We start from the raw sequence: 16,646 nt of genomic DNA, 5'->3' as shown, positions 1-16,646 counted from the left end.
AAATTATTTTCTTTTACTTATTTTCAACTAAAGATGTAATTATGTAGGATATAATTGCTTGTTATCTGTTTTTTTTATACTTTTGTAGTGCCAATAAAACAAATGCAGATGAAACTTGCAGTAATGACCCATTCTACATTCTTTGTAGAAGAAGATAAAATACTTACAACTCTATTCAATGAGGGAATGGAAAATCTACATCTTTATAAACGGGAAGCATCTCCAATTTATTCAGAAAGATTGCTTTCTTTATTGAATGAAGAGAATAGAAAAAGAACAATTGTCCATGATAATTTTTATCTAAAGAATGAGTTTGAGCTAGGGGGAATACATCTTGATACTATTGACACACCGATACCAGAAGGATACAAGGGAAAAGTTAGTAGAACATGTGGTGACCTTTCGTTGTTAAAAGATATCGTAAAGGTGTCGAAGTACGTGTTTTTATCAAACTTCCTTTTGCCTAAACAAGAAAAATCAGATACTAAAACATACTCTTTAGACCTTTTAGAAAAGGCAGCAAAGAGTGGTTATATAAATAAAAATGTGTACGCAATGGGCAATATTAATTTAGAAACGATACCTGTTGCGAAGGCATTAGGCTTTGGAGGAGTTGTGTTGTGTGAAGATCTTTGGAGTAGATTTGATATTCAAAACCAAACCGATTACAGAGATTTAATTCATCATTTCCAAAAGATTAAAAGAGCCATAGGTTAATAAGTAACAAAATAAATTCAGAATAATTATATATCGATTCTTATTTCTAAAATATTAAGATGATGAGTGAAAATAACTCTTTTTTAGTTTTCTCGGGCAGTAGTTCGAGATATCTTGCAGAGAAAATCTGTAAAAGTTTAAATTGTCCTTTGGGTAATTTAGTCGTTACTCGCTTCTCAGATGGTGAGTTTGCGGTATCTTATGAGGAGTCTATTCGTGGACGAGATGTCTTTTTGGTGCAGAGTACTTTTCCCAATTCAGACAACTTGATGGAGCTTTTGCTTATGATAGATGCAGCAAAACGTGCATCTGCTCGTAACATTATTGCTGTTATTCCTTATTTTGGTTGGGCACGTCAAGATAGAAAAGACAAGCCTAGAGTTAGTATAGGGGCAAAACTTATAGCAGACCTTTTAATGGTTGCAGGTATCGATCGTCTCATAACAATGGATCTTCATGCTGACCAAATTCAAGGTTTCTTCGATGTTCCTGTAGATCATCTTTATGCTTCTGGAGTTATTTTACCTTATCTTCAAAGCCTAAAACTAGACAATTTAGTTATTGCTAGTCCTGACGTTGGTGGTAGTAAACGTGCAAATACTTATGCTAAATATTTAGGATGTCCACTAGTCTTGTGTAATAAGACACGTGCTCGTGCTAATGTTGTAGATACAATGCAAATTATCGGTGATGTTGTAGGAAAAAATGTTGTTATTGTTGATGACATGGTTGATACAGCAGGAACAATAGCAAAGGCGGCAGATATTATGAAAGAAGCTGGTGCGTTGAGCGTACGTGCATGTGCTTCACATTGTGTAATGAGTGGCCCAGCAACCGAAAGAGTAGATGGATCAGCTTTAGAAGAAATTGTTTTTACAGATTCTATTCCTTATAGTAAAGACAGTTCAAAGGTAAAACAACTTTCAGTTGCAGACATGTTTGCAGAAACAATACGTAGAGTTGTTTCTAACGAAAGTATTTCTTCACAATATTTGGTTTAATGAGATGAACATGAGATATTTATGCTTTGCAATAGTTGTTTCGATTTGTTTCGCTGGTTGTAAGAAGAAAGAAGCTAAACCTGTAGTAGCAACAACTCAAGAGATGAGAGATTCTATCGCCAATGCATCTGAAGTTGAGATGATAAAAGATTTTACGATGACTAGTGTTGATGGTAAAAAAGTATCATTAAAAGATGAAGTTGCAAAGCACGAAATTACAATTGTAGATTTTTGGGCAAGTTGGTGCGGACCTTGTATGCACGAAGTTCCTAACCTTGTTAGTTTATATAACAAATATAAGGATACTGGACTTGGAATTGTTGGCATTTCTTTAGATGAAGATGAGGATAGTTGGAAGAGTGCAATTGAAGAAAATAAGATGTCGTGGACACAACTTTCTGATCTTCAAGGATGGAATAATGCAGCAGCAAGACTATATGAAGTTGAATCTATTCCCCATATCTTAGTGGTTAATAAAAAAGGAGAGATTATCGCAGAAGATCTTAGAGGAGAAGATCTTAAAACCTTTATTGCAAGTCAAAAACTTCAGTAAGAGCTAAATATTTTATATAAACATAATGTGAATTATACCATTCTATTGTTTAATAGGATGGTATAATTGTCTTTTTCTATGTTTTTGAAGTAAAAGTTATAAGGATATATAGTTTGTAGCTATGACTATGGAATTAGATATAGGATAAGAAAAAATATAACAATGTAATGATGAGTTAAAAACGATTATTACTCAACTATCTGAAAATCTAGAGGTAGAGACTGGTTAGATTCAAATCATTTTAGATCAAAGCTGGTATGTCTTAAATAGAGAGTATCGAATGATAGAACATCTTCTTTCTTTTATTTGAATAATTTTATCCTAGTTGTTTTGCGTGATATTGCATTGAAAAGCTTAGTAGAAATAAAAGAGATAAAGCAATGGGGGCTAATCTTATAATAGATATGTTTTATTTTATAGGTAAATCTGATAATAACGCATTGCTTAAATCTGATAAGACGGAAGGTTAACAATAGAATAGTAACGATTTTATGTGTTCGATGATTTTTAGTTGAAAAATATATATGAGAGATTTATTATATATTACCACTTAAATTAAGATAATAGAGAAGTAGTATTTTTAGAGACAAAACATAAATAACGATTTTAAGATTATGTGTATTAGAAGATTACAACTTATGCTGGTTGTCCTTTTTTTTTCATTGTGTAGTTTCGCAGAAAAACAACTCGTAGGGAATTGGAATACCATTCCATTAGCTAAATGTATTGAGCCGTTAAAAGAGAAGAACTTTATATTGAATAGCAATACAACAATCTATTGCCCTGATAATGCAAATGAGTTGCAAAAACGTAACGTTGAATTCCTCATCTCATATATAGAAGAAGTAACGGGAATGAAGTTGAAGGAGAATTCTAAGATGAAAAATAATCAGATTCGATTGTCACTTGATCTGTCTATAAAAGGAAATGAAGCGTATGAAATTAAAGCAACTCCAAAGGTGTTAAGGCTATCAGGAAGTACTCCTGCAGGCGTGTTCTATGGCTTACAAACATTGACTAAAGCATTGCCAATAGTAAAGAATGTAGGGCAAGTTGAATTGCCTTCTGTTATGATTACAGATTCTCCACGTTTTGTTTATCGTGCTTTTTTGATAGATGTAGGTCGACATTTCTTTAGTATTGAATACTTAAAAAAGCTGATAGATATGTTTGCATTACACCATATCAACTATTTTCATTGGCATTTAACAGAAGATCAAGGTTGGAGAATAGAGATAAAGAAATATCCTAAGCTAACAGAAATAGGTTCAAAACGTACAGAAACGGTTCTACCTGGGGATAAAGGGTATGATGGTAAGCCTGTAAGTGGATATTATACTCAGGAAGAAGCACGTGAACTTGTGAAGTATGCGGCAGATCGATTTATTACTATTATCCCAGAAATAGATATGCCTGGACATATACAATCTGCGTTAGCGGCATATCCTGAGTTAGGATGTACTGGTGGACCATACCCTGTTTGTACTCATTTTGGAGTTATTAAAGAAGTTCTTTGTGCTGGAAATCCAAAAGCTTTGGAGCTTGCAAAAGACGTAGTGAATGAGATTATGGATATCTTTCCATCAGAATATATACATCTTGGAGGCGACGAATGTCCTAAAGATAGATGGAAAGAGTGTGCTAAGTGTCAGCAAAAAATAAAGGATTTAAACCTAAAAGACGAAGAAAAACATTCGAAAGAAGACTTACTTCAGACTTGGTTTATGGGGGAACTAGAAAAAGATATTCGTGCCAGAGGACGTAAAATGATTGCTTGGGACGAGATTTTAGATGGGGCTCCATCAAAAACAGTGACGGTAATAGGTTGGACTTCGAAATATGCTTCAATTCGTTCTGCTCAACAAGGTCATCCAACTGTGGTTGCACCAATTACTAATTTCTATTTCAGTAATCCACGAATTAATAAAATAGAAGGTATTCCTAGTGTTCAAAGAGTTTACGACTTAGATCCTTGTTTCGATGTGTTAACTCCAGAAGAGCAAAAGAATATTATTGGAGCAGAAGGCTGTATTTGGACAGAATGGGTGAAAGACAGCACTAAGTTAGAATGGCAATTGTTTCCAAGGCTTGCTGCTTTGTGTGAAGTTCAATGGACATCTAAAGATAAAAGAAATCTAGATAACTTCTTGTCACGTATGTTTCATATGCAAGAGCTGTATAAACTTAAGAATATAAAGTATAGAAAAGATATAGAAAAAGATTTCTTCATTTTAAGGAATTAAAGAAGTAATAATGTCTTTAATATGAAATTGTTAAACCTATATTAATTAAAGAATAATAAATATTTAATGTGTTTTTTTTACTTAAAACGAGTATGAAATAAGAGAGATGTATAAAAAGCATAAAAAATATAGATAAAATATTTGGTTATTCAAAAAAAATATATACCTTTGTTACATGTTATCCTGAAAACAATCTTTTTACCTTAAAGAAACTAATGCCTATTGAAAATTTGGAGCGATCACCTGTGAAGGTCATCGCTTTTTTCTAACAATATTTTTATATTTACATATATCTTTTTCCTATTGAGCCAAAATAGTTTAATATAATACTGTTTGCGGTTATTGATTTATTTTATGTATTATTTTTAATATGAAACTCACGTTAAATAGATTGTATTGTAGAATCAGCAAGCCATTGTGTTGGTAGAGTTTTTTTTAGAAAGATTGTCAAAGGGGTCTTGATTATTGAAAATTGTTATAAATATTTGTATTTCTCTACTCATTTTAGTATCTTTGAACAAGTAAATTATAAAATCTCTATTATATGTATGATTTTTTGAATAACAATTTATGGCTATTCTGGTTTTTTATTGGATTAGTTTGCCTTATTACAGAAATGATATTAGGAACTTTCTTTGTGTTTTGTTTAGCAATAGGTGGTTTTTTAACCGTTATTTTTTCGCTACTTTCGTGTCCATTTTGGTTTCAAATAGTTGCTTTTGCACTACTATCAGTGGTGAGTATCTTCTTTGTGCGTCCTGTTATGATACGCTTTTTGCACAAAGAACATAATGAGCGTCTTAGTAACGTAGATGCACTCATTGGTCGAGTGGGGATCGTTATTGAAGATATCAAAGGCGAATCAAATGGCTATGTTAAGATAGATGGAGATGAATGGCGTGCTGTGAGTTGCGATAGCAGTGATATCTTGAATGGCGACAGAGTAAGAGTTGTGAAGATGGATAGTCTCGTTGTGACGGTAGAACGTTTGAATTAATAACTCACAAGTAGTATCTTTCGAATAGAAAAACAGATTGATAGAAAATAAAAACACTAATTATAAACATTATTAATAACTAAAATACTCAGTTATGATTGATTTCACTTATGTAATAATTGCACTCGTTGTACTTGCAGTTATCTTTATTAAAATGTCGGTTGTGATTATTCCACAGTCAGAAACACGCATCATCGAGCGTTTAGGAAAATATTATGCAACCTTAAAACCAGGTATTAATATTATTATTCCTTTTATCGATAGAGCTAAGATAATAATGACATTAAATAGAGGAAGATACGTTTATTCTAGTACAATTGACCTACGTGAACAAGTTTATGACTTTGATAAGCAGAATGTTATTACTAAAGATAATATTCAAATGCAAATCAATGCGTTGTTGTATTTCCAAATTGTAGACCCTTTTAAGGCTGTTTATGAAATTAACAACTTGCCAAATGCGATAGAAAAGTTAACTCAAACAACACTAAGAAATATCATTGGTGAACTAGAACTAGATCAAACATTGACCTCTCGTGATACCATTAATACGAAACTTCGTGCCGTGTTAGATGATGCAACCAATAAGTGGGGTATCAAAGTGAATCGTGTAGAACTTCAAGATATTACACCTCCAGTAAGCGTATTGCAGGCTATGGAAAAACAAATGCAAGCAGAACGTAACAAACGTGCTACCATTTTGAACTCAGAAGGAGAAAAAGCTGCAGTAGTTTTACGCTCTGAAGGTGAGAAGACGTCAATGATTAATAGAGCTGAGGCGTCTAAACAACAAGCCATATTAAAGGCAGAAGGAGAAGCTCAAGCACGTATTAGAAAAGCCGAAGCCGAAGCAATTGCGATTAAACAAATTACTGAAGCCGTTGGAGATACATCTAACCCTGCCAATTATTTGTTAGCTCAAAAGTATATTGCAATGCTTCAAGAACTTGCAACAGGCGATAAAACAAAAACAGTTTACTTGCCTTATGAAGCGACAAATCTACTTGGTAGTATCGGAGGTATTAAAGATTTATTTAAGTCAGAATAGTAATTTATGTTGTAAGAATTCTTTTAAGATACACAATACATTTAGTTGCAGATTTATAAAGAGTAGAGAAGAAACTAAAAGGGTATGATTCTTATTTTTGTAAATCTGCTTCTATTGTAGAATTACAATAAACAATAAAACGTAAAAGAATACGGAAGTAACGATCGGAGGTTGAGAAGAATTTGTAAGAAAATTGATAGTATTATAGCTTTGCTATTTTATGCACAACATTTTCTTATGTGCGCATTTTGAAAGGAAACTATTTTAAAATACATTAAAAGCAAGTTCACTCTTTAAAAATTAACCATTTTATTAGTTACTTTTGTAGTATTAGAAAATAAAAAATAAGAAAAAGACAATATGTTTGAAAATTTAAGCGATAGACTTGAACGTTCATTTAAGATATTAAAGGGCGAAGGTAAGATAACGGAGATTAATGTTGCAGAGACACTTAAGGATGTTAGACGTGCCCTTTTGGATGCCGATGTAAACTTTAAAGTAGCGAAAAACTTTACAGATACAGTGAAACAAAAAGCTATGGGCATGAATGTGCTTACCGCAGTGAAGCCAAGTCAGCTCATGGTTAAAATAGTTCACGATGAATTAGCAGAGCTTATGGGTGGAGAAACTGCCGAAGTAAAGCTAACAGGCCATCCTTCAATTATCTTAATGAGTGGTTTGCAAGGTTCGGGTAAAACAACCTTTACAGGTAAACTTGCTAATCTTTTAAAGACAAAACAAAATAAAAAGCCTTTACTTGTTGCGTGTGACGTATATCGTCCTGCTGCTATTGAACAGCTAATGGTTGTTGGAGAGCAAATTGGAGTTCCTGTTTATTCTGAAATAGAAAATAAGAATGTAGTTGAAATTGCTCAACATGGTATTCAAGAAGCTAAGGCTAAAGGCTATGATGTTGTGCTAATAGACACCGCAGGACGATTAGCTATAGACGAAGAGATGATGAATGAAATCTCTAAACTAAAAGAATCGGTGCAACCAACAGAAACGTTGTTTGTTGTGGACTCAATGACTGGACAAGATGCAGTGAATACTGCAAAAGAGTTTAACGACAGATTAGATTTCGATGGCGTTGTTCTTACCAAGTTAGATGGTGATACTCGTGGCGGAGCAGCATTGTCAATTCGAACAGTTGTAACCAAACCTATTAAGTTTGTGGGTACTGGTGAGAAGATGGAAGCAATTGATTTATTCCACCCTTCACGTATGGCAGACCGTATTTTGGGTATGGGTGACATTGTATCTCTTGTGGAAAGAGCTCAAGAGCAATTTGATGAAGAAGAGGCAAAACGTTTACAAAAGAAGATTCAAAAGAATAAGTTTGACTTTAATGATTTCTTAAAGCAAATTGAACAGATAAAGAAAATGGGTAATTTAAAAGACCTTGCATCGATGATTCCTGGTGTAGGAAAAGCGGTGAAGGACTTAGATATTGATGATAATGCATTTAAAGGTGTAGAAGCTATCATCAAGAGTATGACCCCAAAAGAAAGAACAAACCCTGAAATTATTAATACAAGTCGTCGCCAACGCATTGCTAAAGGCTCAGGAACCGATATTCAAGAGGTGAACAGATTGATGAAACAATTCGATCAAACACGAAAGATGATGAAGATGGTAACAGGCAATGGCATGGCGAATATGATGAGTAGAATGAAGGGAATGAAGATGCCTGGAATGTAAATAACGACTAATTAAAATATTCTTATCATGCAACTCATAGATGGAAAAGCTGTTGCAGCTGCTATAAAAGAAGAAATTGCAGCTGAAGTAAAAAGTATTATTGCAAATGGAGGTAAGCAACCACACCTTGCAGCAGTGCTTGTAGGTCATGACGGAGGTAGCGAAACCTACGTAAAGAATAAGGTCTTAGCATGCGAACAATGCGGCTTTAAGTCTACATTAATTCGTTTTGAAGACGATATTACAGAAGAAGAACTTCTCAATTGTGTAAAGCAGTTAAACGAAGATAGTGATGTTGATGGTTTTATAGTGCAATTACCATTGCCAAAACATATCAATGAGCAACGTATAATCGAAGCAATTGACTATCGAAAAGATGTAGATGGATTCCATCCAATTAATGTTGGACGAATGAGTATTGGTCTTCCTTGCTTCATTTCTGCCACTCCTTTAGGCATCATCACATTACTTCAACGCTATAATATTCAAACATCAGGAAAGAGATGCGTTGTCTTAGGCAGAAGTAATATTGTAGGTAAGCCTATGGCTCAATTGATGTTGCAAAAAGAATATGGTGATTCTACTGTAACAGTGTGCCACTCTCGTACCAAAAATATAGAAGAAATATGCCGAGAAGCAGATATTATTATAGCTGCAATTGGTATCCCTGGCTTCGTAAAAGAAAATATGGTGAAAGAAGGAGCCGTTGTTATTGACGTAGGAACAACAAGAGTTCCAGATGCAACAAGAAAGTCGGGATTTAGATTAAGAGGTGATGTTGATTTTGAGAACGTATCTTCTAAGTGTTCATTCATTACACCTGTACCAGGTGGAGTTGGACCTATGACAATATGTTCTCTTATGAAAAACACATTAATAGCGGGCAAGAAGGAATATTATAAATGATGAACGCACAAGAATTTTATGATTTAGGTTGTCTTCATCAACAGAAAGGAAATCTACAAGAAGCATTGTCTTGCTATATGCAGGCAATAGAACTAGATCCCAATTCACCAGCCGTTGAGGCTAAAAAGATACTTGATAGTATTTTCAATTTTTATTGCAAAGACATTTATAATCCATAGTTTAGAAATGAGTAAGATGAAAGGTGCCATTGTAGTGGACACTGATCGTTGCAAGGGTTGTATGCTCTGCGTAGTTGCATGCCCTAAAGACGTGATTTCATTAACACAGAACAAGGTTAATGTTTCAGGCTATTCTTATGCTGAATCCATACATCCTGACGATTGTGTTGGATGTGCAGCATGTGGAATTGTGTGTCCTGATGGCTGTATAACCGTATACAGAACAAAAGAAGAGAAAGGGTAAACCTTTATGAACGAACAAGAAATTAAATTGATGAAGGGTAATGAAGCCATTGCGCATGCCGCTATTAGATGTGGATGCGATGGTTATTTTGGTTACCCAATAACCCCTCAAAGCGAGATAATAGAAACCTTAGCACAGCTTAAGCCATGGGAAACAACTGGTATGGTGGTGCTACAAGCAGAGAGTGAAGTGGCTTCTATCAATATGCTTTATGGTGGAGGAGGTGCAGGAAAGAGAGTAATGACAACCTCATCTTCACCAGGTATTGCGCTAATGCAAGAGGGAATATCTTATATGGCTGGTGCAGAAGTGCCAGGAGTTATTGTTAATGTGCAGCGAGGAGGTCCTGGATTGGGAACCATTCAGCCTTCTCAAAGTGACTACTTTCAAGCTACTCGTGGTGGAGGAAATGGCGATTATAATGTAATTGTGCTTGCTCCTAACTCAGTACAAGAGATGGCAGACTTTGTTGATGATGCCTTTGAACTGGCTTTCAAATATCGAAATCCAGTGATGATATTAAGTGATGGTATTATAGGACAAATGATGGAAAAGGTGGTTTTGCCTCCTTTTAAGCCACGAAAGACAGAAGAAGAAATTATAAAAGAATGTCCATGGGCATCTACAGGTAAAAGAAAAGATCGTGATGTAAATGTTATTACATCATTAGAGCTTATGCCTGATGCTATGGAAAAACATAATCATCGTCTACAAAGCAAGTATCAAAGAATTAAAGAGAACGAAGTGCGTTACGAACTAACGCATAATGAAAATGCAGATTATTTGATTGTTGCCTTTGGTAGTGCTGCTCGAATTGCAGAAAACGCTATTGAAGTGGCAAGAGAAGAAGGTTTGCATATTGCTCTTTTCCGTCCTATTACTTTGTGGCCTTTCCCTGAAAAAGAGTTGAGAGAAGTCATAAAAGGAAAGAAAGGTTTGTTAGTTGTTGAGATAAATGCAGGACAAATGGTTGAAGACGTACGTCTTTCTGTTGGCGAAAATATCAAAGTATTTCAGTTTGGACGCCTTGGAGGAATTGTTCCTGAACCAGATGAGATTATAAAAGCATTAAAGGAGAGAATACAATGAACAGAGAAGCTATTATAGACCCTAAGAATTTGGTGTATGAAAAGCCCAAATTGATGAATGATAGTAAGATGCATTATTGTCCAGGTTGCTCTCATGGAGTGGTTCATAAGCTTGTTGCTGAGGTGATCAACGAAATGGGAATGGAAGAAAATGCAATTGGAGTATCTCCTGTTGGATGTGCGGTTTTCGCTTACAAGTATATTGATATAGACTGGCAAGAGGCTCCACATGGTCGTGCTCCAGCCATTGCAACTGGTATAAAACGCTTATGGCAAAACAAATTGGTGTTTACCTATCAGGGAGATGGCGATTTGGCATGTATTGGTACTGCTGAAACTATCCACGCATTAAATAGAGGTGAGAATATTACCATCATCTTTATCAATAATGCTATTTATGGTATGACAGGTGGACAGATGGCTCCAACAACTCTATTAGGACAGCCAACATCAACTTGTCCTTTTGGTAGAGATGCCGATTTGCATGGTTATCCGCTTAATATGAGTGATCTTGCAAGTAGACTTCAAGGCACTTGTTATGTAACAAGACAAAGTGTTGAAACTGTAGGAGCTATCGCAAAAGCAAAGAAAGCCATTCGTAAAGCATTTGAAATGTCAATGGAAGGCAAAGGTTCTTCATTGGTAGAGATTGTAGCAACTTGTAGTAGTGGTTGGAAAATGTCTCCAGTTGATGCTAATAAATGGATGCAAGATAACTTGTTTGACCAATATCCTAAGGGAGATTTAAAAGACATTACAAAACTATGAAGAAAGAATTTATAATCGCAGGATTTGGTGGACAGGGTGTACTTTCAATGGGAAAGATGCTTGCTTACACAGGTTTGATGGAAGATAAAGAGGTGACTTGGATGCCTGCTTATGGTCCAGAACAACGAGGTGGAACTGCAAATGTGACAGTAATTGTTAGTGACAACAGAATATCATCCCCTATTTTAAGTAAGTATGATGTAGCAGTTGTCCTTAATCAGCCATCTTTAGATAAGTTTGAACCTAAAGTAAAAGAAGGAGGAATATTGATATATGACGGAAACGGAATAATCAATCCTCCTAAAAGAAAAGATATACAAGTATATCGAATTGATGCAATGAAGAAGGCTATAGAATTGAAGAATGCTAAAGTTTTCAATATGATTGTATTAGGAGGAATGCTTAAGGTTTGTCCTATTGTAAGTGTTCAAGGTTTAGAGAAAGCATTGTTTAAATCGCTTCCTGAACGGCATCACCACCTTATTCCTTTGAACATGAAGGCTGTGAATGTAGGTCTGGAATCTATTGAACTACAATAAAAGCATACAGAGAATAAACATTTTAAGAGATATAGAATCTTATTAGTCTGTAAAAACATTGTTATTGTTATAAAAAAATAATGTTTTTAGAATGTAATAACAATGTTTTAGCTATTAATATCTTTAAGTTTCACAATAACAAAGAAGGTGGTTCTGTGCTGTTTGGGGGGTAGTATGAAATAAAAAGAGAGATGCAACAAGGATTTTTCCTAAATTGCATCTCTCTTTGCTTGGTAGATAAAGGTTGGAATATATTGGTAGTTATTGCTATCCGATAAAAGGTGTACACATTGCCCATGTTATTGAAGTTTGGATAAAGAAAATAAAAGTAATAAAAAGGTTTACAGAATAGCAATAATTTAATATTATTTATAGGCAAATCTTCTCATATCCAAGCCATTCTTTGTAATTTTGCTTCATATTAAATTATGGCTGTCCAGTAAAACCTTTTGGGGTATCTGTGTTAGATAAAATAGACTTAAACTTATGATTTCATTAAATTATCTGGTCATTATAGCTTCTTTCTTGTCAATATAAGCATATTTTATGATGCTTACAATTTGAAATTTAACACCAAGCCCCTAGACAAGTAAAATGGCTGCAATATAGATGGATAAAGGAATACGGAGCTTTCCGTTTATTTTACCAGGTAGCAACAATATTAAATAATAAAGAAAAATGGCACAAACAGTTGACATTCGAGAATTAAATGTTCTCATAGAACAGCAGAGTGGTTTCGTAACCAATTTGGTTACAGGGATGAATAAAGTAATAGTTGGACAAAAACACTTAATAGATACTCTTTTGATATCATTACTTAGTGATGGACATATCTTGTTGGAAGGAGTACCAGGTTTGGCAAAAACACTAGCCATTAAAACCTTATCACAATTGATTGATGCCGATTATAGTCGTATTCAGTTTACTCCAGACTTGCTTCCAGCTGATGTTGTCGGTACACTTATATACTCTCAAAAAGACGAGAAGTTCCAAGTTAAAAAAGGACCTGTATTTGCAAACTTTGTATTAGCAGACGAAATAAATCGTGCTCCTGCCAAAGTTCAGAGTGCATTGTTAGAAGCAATGCAAGAACATCAAGTAACAATTGGCGAGCAAACTTTTGCTTTACCTAACCCTTTCTTGGTGATGGCAACTCAAAACCCAATAGAGCAAGAAGGTACTTACCAGTTGCCAGAAGCTCAGGTCGATCGTTTTATGCTTAAAGTGGTGATAGATTATCCTACAATAGAAGAAGAGAAACTTATTATAAGAGAAAATCTCCAAGAAAGTTTACCTACAGTTACCCCTGTTACTATAGTGCAAGAAATTCTCAATGCACGTAAAGTTGTGAAAGAAGTATATATCGATGAAAAGATAGAACAATATATTGCCGATATCGTTTTCGCCACTCGTTATCCTGAAAAGTATGGCTTAGATGATTTAAAGAATATGATAACATATGGTGGATCGCCACGTGCTAGTATCAATTTGGCAAAGGCTGCTCGTGCATACGCATTTATTAAACGTCGTGGGTATGTAATTCCTGAAGATGTAAGAGCAATTGTTCACGATGTAATGCGTCATAGAATTGGTCTTTCTTATGAAGCCGAAGCAATGAATGTAACAAGTGAAGAAATTATAAGTAGAATAATTAATAGAGTGGAGGTTCCTTAATGGATACTTCAGATTTATTGCAAAAGGTTCGCAGAATAGAGATAAAAACTCGTGAACTGAGCCAAAATATTTTTGCTGGTCAATATCATTCTATGTTTAAAGGACGTGGAATGGCTTTCTCTGAGGTGCGTGAATACCAGTTTGGAGATGATGTTCGAGATATTGATTGGAATGTAACAGCTCGCTTTCATAAACCCTATATAAAGGTGTTTGAAGAAGAACGAGAACTAACTGTTATGCTTTTGGTAGACGTCTCGGGCTCTTTAGATTTCGGAACAACAGGTATGTTCAAACGAGACATGGCTACTGAAATTGCTGCTACCATTGCTTTTAGTGCAATACAGAATAATGATAAGATTGGAGTTATTTTCTTTTCAGACAGGATAGAAAAATATATTCCACCTCAAAAAGGGAGAAAGCATATCTTATACATCATACGAGAGATGCTTAACTTTGAATCTAAAAGTAAGAAAACCAATCTTTCTGTACCACTAGAATATCTTACAAAGATTGTAAAAAGACACTGTACTGCCTTTATTTTGAGCGACTTTTATACACAAGAATCTTTCTCACGCCAGTTACAAGTGGCTCGTTCAAAACACGACTTAGTAGCACTACAGGTATACGACCAATGTGCAAAGAAGCTTCCCGATGTAGGTTTGATGAAGGTAAAAGATGCAGAAACGGATCATGAGATGATTATTGATACTACTTCAAAAGCCGTCCAAAAGGCTCATAAGCAATATTGGACAGACAGACAAGAGGCGCTTCAAGATGTATTTGCAAAGAACAAGGTTGATTGGGCATCAATTGCAACAAACGAAGATTATGTAAAAGCACTCTTAATCTTATTCAAGAAAAGAGGCTAGGGATATCTTAATAAATCCAAGATGAAAAAATATTTATTATTTATAATATTGATATTTAGTGCAATAGGGGCAACTGCTCAAGTTAAAATAGATGCTTTTATTGATTCTATTGCAATACTTATAGGAGAGCAGGCACATGTAATTCTAAGTGTAACTGCCAAGAATAGCGACAAAATAGAATTTCAACCATTGAAAGAAGCTCATTATGTTGTTCCAGGATTAGAATTGTTGCATGTTGAAAAAGCGGATACGACACAATTAGAAGATAATCTTATTAAAGTGTCGAAGAGGCTTACTTTAACGAGTTTTGATGAGAAATTATATCCTATTCCGTCATTTTGGATAAAAGTAAATGATAAGAAATACACAACTAATTCATTGGCATTAAAAGTTATTACTGTAGACGTTGATACCCTACATCTTAACCAATTTTACCCACCTAAGGACGTTCAAGACAACCCATTCTCGTGGAATGATTGGAAAGAAATGTTTTGGTGTAGTATGTTATTGTTTTTTTTACTTGTTGTAAGTATTTATTTATGGGTGCGCTTAAAGCAGAATAAGCCAATAATTGTGCGTGTAAAGGTGGTTAAACATCTTCCTCCTCATAAAAAAGCGTTGATAAAGATAGAAAAGATAAAGCAAGATAAGCTAACTATTTCATCTAATCAAAAAGAATATTACACACAGCTTACTGATACACTTCGTCTCTATATAGAGGAACGTTTTGGCTTTAATGCTATGGAAATGACTACTTCTGAGATTATAGAACATCTTCAGAATGAGGGTGATAACCAGATGTTATTAGAATTAAAAGAACTCTTTGAAACAGCCGACCTTGTGAAATTTGCTAAGTATTCGGCACAAATCAATGAGAATGACCTCAATTTAGTGAATGCAATACACTTTATTGATAACACCAAAATGAGTGATATGCCAATAGAAGAGCGTATCGTTCCAAAGTTAACAGAAAACGATGAACGCAGCAAGAAACAACGAACAGCAATGCAAGTAGGCCTTGTAGGATCTATTATTGTGGTGGTTGTCTTGTTTGTCTATATCGTAAATAGCTTATTGCAATTATTATTTTAAGAAACATGGAATTAGTAAATAAAGAATATTTATTGCTCTTATTGTTGCTTATACCTTATTTGTTGTGGTATATCCTTTATCGTAAAAGGAGTGAGCCAACATTCACAATGAGCGATACATATGCTTATAACTCTATAAAGAAAAGCTGGAGAATGCGTATTTTGCATCTTCCTGTTTTCTTAAGAATAGTGACTTTCATCTGTATTGTTATTATTCTGGCTCGCCCACAGACCCATAATTCATGGGGAAATAAATCTGTTGAGGGTATAGATATTATGCTGGCAATGGACGTTTCTACATCAATGCTTGCAGAAGACCTTAAACCTAACAGAATGGAAGCTGCGAAAAAGGTAGCTGCGGAGTTCATTTCAGATAGAGCAAACGATAATATTGGATTGACAATATTTGCTGGTGAAGCATTTACACAATGCCCCATGACAACCGACCATGCTTCTTTATTAAACCTATTGCAAGGAGTTCGTACTGATATTGCTTCGAGAGGACTTATTGCTGACGGTACTGCTGTGGGCATGGGATTGGCCAATGCGGTTTCAAGATTAAAAGAGTCAAAAGCTAAGAGTAAAGTTATTATCTTATTAACTGATGGCTCTAACAACATGGGAGATATCTCTCCGCTTACTGCAGCACAGATAGCTAAGAGCTTAGGAATACGTGTTTATACCATAGGTGTAGGCACAAACACTGTCGCTCCTTATCCTGTAACGGTGGGAGGAACAACACAATATGTTAATGTTCCTGCAGAAATAGATACAAAGACATTGAAAGATATAGCTCAAAGTACTGATGGTGGCTTTTATAGAGCAACCAACAATGCTGAATTAAAAGAGATCTATAACGATATTGACAGATTAGAGAAGACAAAAATGGACGTGAAGAAGTTCTCAAAAAGATATGAAGCCTATGAGCCTTTCGCTCTAATTGCAATTCTATCTTTATTGTTAGAAATCTTACTTCGATTGACAATTCTACGTAGAATACCTTAATATTAAAGGTAGATAAATAATTT

Annotated in this window: 17 protein-coding genes; all 17 read left to right on the top strand. The window is 34.7% G+C overall.

All coding sequences use genetic code 11. From position 1 onward, the window contains the following. The first annotated feature begins 108 nt into the window (after window positions 1-108). The 17 genes from HMPREF0669_RS06660 to HMPREF0669_RS06580 all read left to right on the top strand — a co-directional run bounded on the left by HMPREF0669_RS06660 (window position 109) and on the right by HMPREF0669_RS06580 (window position 16,623). Window positions 109-717: a thiamine phosphate synthase gene (locus tag HMPREF0669_RS06660; RefSeq protein WP_009227756.1), complete on the top strand. Its 609-nt coding sequence runs from the start codon at window positions 109-111 to the stop codon at window positions 715-717. A gap of 62 nt (window positions 718-779) precedes the next feature. Beyond that, entirely contained in the window at window positions 780-1,718 is a 939-nt protein-coding gene (locus HMPREF0669_RS06655) for a ribose-phosphate pyrophosphokinase (protein ID WP_009227755.1), read from the top strand. 10 nt (window positions 1,719-1,728) lie between these two features. Beyond that, window positions 1,729-2,271 carry a peroxiredoxin gene (locus HMPREF0669_RS06650; RefSeq protein WP_051148216.1) on the top strand — a complete coding sequence of 181 codons (543 nt, stop codon included), beginning with the start codon at window positions 1,729-1,731 and terminating at the stop codon, window positions 2,269-2,271. Window positions 2,272-2,909: 638 nt separating this feature from the next. Continuing rightward, on the top strand, window positions 2,910-4,514 hold the full coding sequence (locus HMPREF0669_RS06645; RefSeq protein ID WP_232236454.1) for a beta-N-acetylhexosaminidase: 1,605 nt from the start codon (window positions 2,910-2,912) through the stop codon (window positions 4,512-4,514). 616 nt (window positions 4,515-5,130) lie between these two features. Then, complete coding sequence (locus HMPREF0669_RS06640) at window positions 5,131-5,511, top strand: NfeD family protein (RefSeq protein WP_232236453.1); 381 nt, start codon at window positions 5,131-5,133, stop codon at window positions 5,509-5,511. Window positions 5,512-5,605: 94 nt separating this feature from the next. After that, complete coding sequence (locus tag HMPREF0669_RS06635; RefSeq protein ID WP_009227751.1) at window positions 5,606-6,559, top strand: SPFH domain-containing protein; 954 nt, start codon at window positions 5,606-5,608, stop codon at window positions 6,557-6,559. Window positions 6,560-6,919: 360 nt separating this feature from the next. Next, window positions 6,920-8,260, top strand: a complete 1,341-nt coding sequence (ffh, locus tag HMPREF0669_RS06630) for a signal recognition particle protein (protein WP_009227750.1) — start codon at window positions 6,920-6,922, stop codon at window positions 8,258-8,260. Between the two features lie 27 nt (window positions 8,261-8,287). Next, window positions 8,288-9,166, top strand: a complete 879-nt coding sequence (gene folD, locus HMPREF0669_RS06625) for a bifunctional methylenetetrahydrofolate dehydrogenase/methenyltetrahydrofolate cyclohydrolase FolD (protein ID WP_009227749.1) — start codon at window positions 8,288-8,290, stop codon at window positions 9,164-9,166. Further along, a complete protein-coding gene (locus HMPREF0669_RS06620) occupies window positions 9,163-9,345 on the top strand; it encodes a tetratricopeptide repeat protein (protein WP_009227748.1) in 183 nt (60 codons plus the stop codon). Before folD ends, HMPREF0669_RS06620 begins: the two co-directional genes overlap by 4 nt. A 7-nt stretch (window positions 9,346-9,352) precedes the next feature. After that, window positions 9,353-9,589, top strand: a complete 237-nt coding sequence (locus HMPREF0669_RS06615; RefSeq protein WP_018361508.1) for a ferredoxin family protein — start codon at window positions 9,353-9,355, stop codon at window positions 9,587-9,589. 6 nt (window positions 9,590-9,595) lie between these two features. Continuing rightward, window positions 9,596-10,678: a 3-methyl-2-oxobutanoate dehydrogenase subunit VorB gene (locus HMPREF0669_RS06610; RefSeq protein WP_009227746.1), complete on the top strand. Its 1,083-nt coding sequence runs from the start codon at window positions 9,596-9,598 to the stop codon at window positions 10,676-10,678. Next, window positions 10,675-11,445: a thiamine pyrophosphate-dependent enzyme gene (locus tag HMPREF0669_RS06605; protein ID WP_009227745.1), complete on the top strand. Its 771-nt coding sequence runs from the start codon at window positions 10,675-10,677 to the stop codon at window positions 11,443-11,445. Before HMPREF0669_RS06610 ends, HMPREF0669_RS06605 begins: the two co-directional genes overlap by 4 nt. Continuing rightward, complete coding sequence (locus tag HMPREF0669_RS06600; RefSeq protein WP_009227744.1) at window positions 11,442-11,984, top strand: 2-oxoacid:acceptor oxidoreductase family protein; 543 nt, start codon at window positions 11,442-11,444, stop codon at window positions 11,982-11,984. The genes HMPREF0669_RS06605 and HMPREF0669_RS06600 overlap by 4 nt, the downstream gene beginning before the upstream one ends. A gap of 678 nt (window positions 11,985-12,662) precedes the next feature. Then, window positions 12,663-13,658, top strand: a complete 996-nt coding sequence (locus HMPREF0669_RS06595) for a MoxR family ATPase (protein ID WP_009227743.1) — start codon at window positions 12,663-12,665, stop codon at window positions 13,656-13,658. Beyond that, complete coding sequence (locus HMPREF0669_RS06590) at window positions 13,658-14,527, top strand: DUF58 domain-containing protein (RefSeq protein WP_009227742.1); 870 nt, start codon at window positions 13,658-13,660, stop codon at window positions 14,525-14,527. The genes HMPREF0669_RS06595 and HMPREF0669_RS06590 overlap by 1 nt, the downstream gene beginning before the upstream one ends. 21 nt (window positions 14,528-14,548) lie before the next feature. Further along, window positions 14,549-15,619, top strand: coding sequence for a hypothetical protein (locus HMPREF0669_RS06585; RefSeq protein WP_009227741.1), 1,071 nt, complete (start codon window positions 14,549-14,551; stop codon window positions 15,617-15,619). A 5-nt stretch (window positions 15,620-15,624) separates the two neighbouring features. Then, window positions 15,625-16,623, top strand: coding sequence for a VWA domain-containing protein (locus HMPREF0669_RS06580; protein WP_018361643.1), 999 nt, complete (start codon window positions 15,625-15,627; stop codon window positions 16,621-16,623). Window positions 16,624-16,646 lie beyond the last annotated feature (23 nt).

Origin of the sequence: Prevotella sp. oral taxon 299 str. F0039 (genome assembly GCF_000163055.2) — a bacterium.
GTDB lineage: Bacteria > Bacteroidota > Bacteroidia > Bacteroidales > Bacteroidaceae > Prevotella.
Note: the sequence above shows the minus strand (reverse complement) of the source record. Positions and strands in the feature narration are given on the sequence as shown.

Excerpts from the sequence above, each read along its gene's own strand:
- HMPREF0669_RS06660 (WP_009227756.1), top strand. The coding sequence starts at position 109 with ATGAAACTTGCAGTAATGACCCATTCTACATTCTTTGTAGAAGAAGAT.
- HMPREF0669_RS06655 (WP_009227755.1), top strand. The coding sequence starts at position 780 with ATGAGTGAAAATAACTCTTTTTTAGTTTTCTCGGGCAGTAGTTCGAGA.
- HMPREF0669_RS06650 (WP_051148216.1), top strand. The coding sequence starts at position 1,729 with ATGAGATATTTATGCTTTGCAATAGTTGTTTCGATTTGTTTCGCTGGT.
- HMPREF0669_RS06645 (WP_232236454.1), top strand. The coding sequence starts at position 2,910 with ATGCTGGTTGTCCTTTTTTTTTCATTGTGTAGTTTCGCAGAAAAACAA.
- HMPREF0669_RS06640 (WP_232236453.1), top strand. The coding sequence starts at position 5,131 with ATGATATTAGGAACTTTCTTTGTGTTTTGTTTAGCAATAGGTGGTTTT.
- HMPREF0669_RS06635 (WP_009227751.1), top strand. The coding sequence starts at position 5,606 with ATGATTGATTTCACTTATGTAATAATTGCACTCGTTGTACTTGCAGTT.
- ffh (WP_009227750.1), top strand. The coding sequence starts at position 6,920 with ATGTTTGAAAATTTAAGCGATAGACTTGAACGTTCATTTAAGATATTA.
- folD (WP_009227749.1), top strand. The coding sequence starts at position 8,288 with ATGCAACTCATAGATGGAAAAGCTGTTGCAGCTGCTATAAAAGAAGAA.
- HMPREF0669_RS06620 (WP_009227748.1), top strand. The coding sequence starts at position 9,163 with ATGATGAACGCACAAGAATTTTATGATTTAGGTTGTCTTCATCAACAG.
- HMPREF0669_RS06615 (WP_018361508.1), top strand. The coding sequence starts at position 9,353 with ATGAGTAAGATGAAAGGTGCCATTGTAGTGGACACTGATCGTTGCAAG.
- HMPREF0669_RS06610 (WP_009227746.1), top strand. The coding sequence starts at position 9,596 with ATGAACGAACAAGAAATTAAATTGATGAAGGGTAATGAAGCCATTGCG.
- HMPREF0669_RS06605 (WP_009227745.1), top strand. The coding sequence starts at position 10,675 with ATGAACAGAGAAGCTATTATAGACCCTAAGAATTTGGTGTATGAAAAG.
- HMPREF0669_RS06600 (WP_009227744.1), top strand. The coding sequence starts at position 11,442 with ATGAAGAAAGAATTTATAATCGCAGGATTTGGTGGACAGGGTGTACTT.
- HMPREF0669_RS06595 (WP_009227743.1), top strand. The coding sequence starts at position 12,663 with ATGGCACAAACAGTTGACATTCGAGAATTAAATGTTCTCATAGAACAG.
- HMPREF0669_RS06590 (WP_009227742.1), top strand. The coding sequence starts at position 13,658 with ATGGATACTTCAGATTTATTGCAAAAGGTTCGCAGAATAGAGATAAAA.
- HMPREF0669_RS06585 (WP_009227741.1), top strand. The coding sequence starts at position 14,549 with ATGAAAAAATATTTATTATTTATAATATTGATATTTAGTGCAATAGGG.
- HMPREF0669_RS06580 (WP_018361643.1), top strand. The coding sequence starts at position 15,625 with ATGGAATTAGTAAATAAAGAATATTTATTGCTCTTATTGTTGCTTATA.